Source organism: Alteromonas sp. ABH4_457 (assembly GCF_056160625.1).
Genome location: NZ_JBSWXN010000045.1, coordinates 1 through 204 on the forward strand (window position 1 = coordinate 1; position 204 = coordinate 204).

Annotated in this window: 1 pseudogene; it reads right to left on the reverse strand. The window is 56.4% G+C overall.

The annotated features are described in order from the left end of the window. Positions 1 to 204 (reverse strand): annotated as a pseudogene (locus tag ACXAGR_RS23870) (retention module-containing protein); the annotation flags it as partial.

Sequence of the window (204 nt, forward strand, 5' to 3'; positions counted from 1 at the left end):
TACCTTCAGCCAGTTCTGCAGGGACATCGGCACTGAAGGTACCGTCAGGTTGCACGGTAGCGGTGACGGTTTGTGCATCGCCGTTGGCATCCGTAACGGTTAACGTCACAGAATCACCGGCTGGCAGATCGGTGGTGCCTGAAATAGTTGGTGTGGTGTCGTTACCGGTACCTTGTGCATCCAGCGTGACTGTTGGAGCAGTGG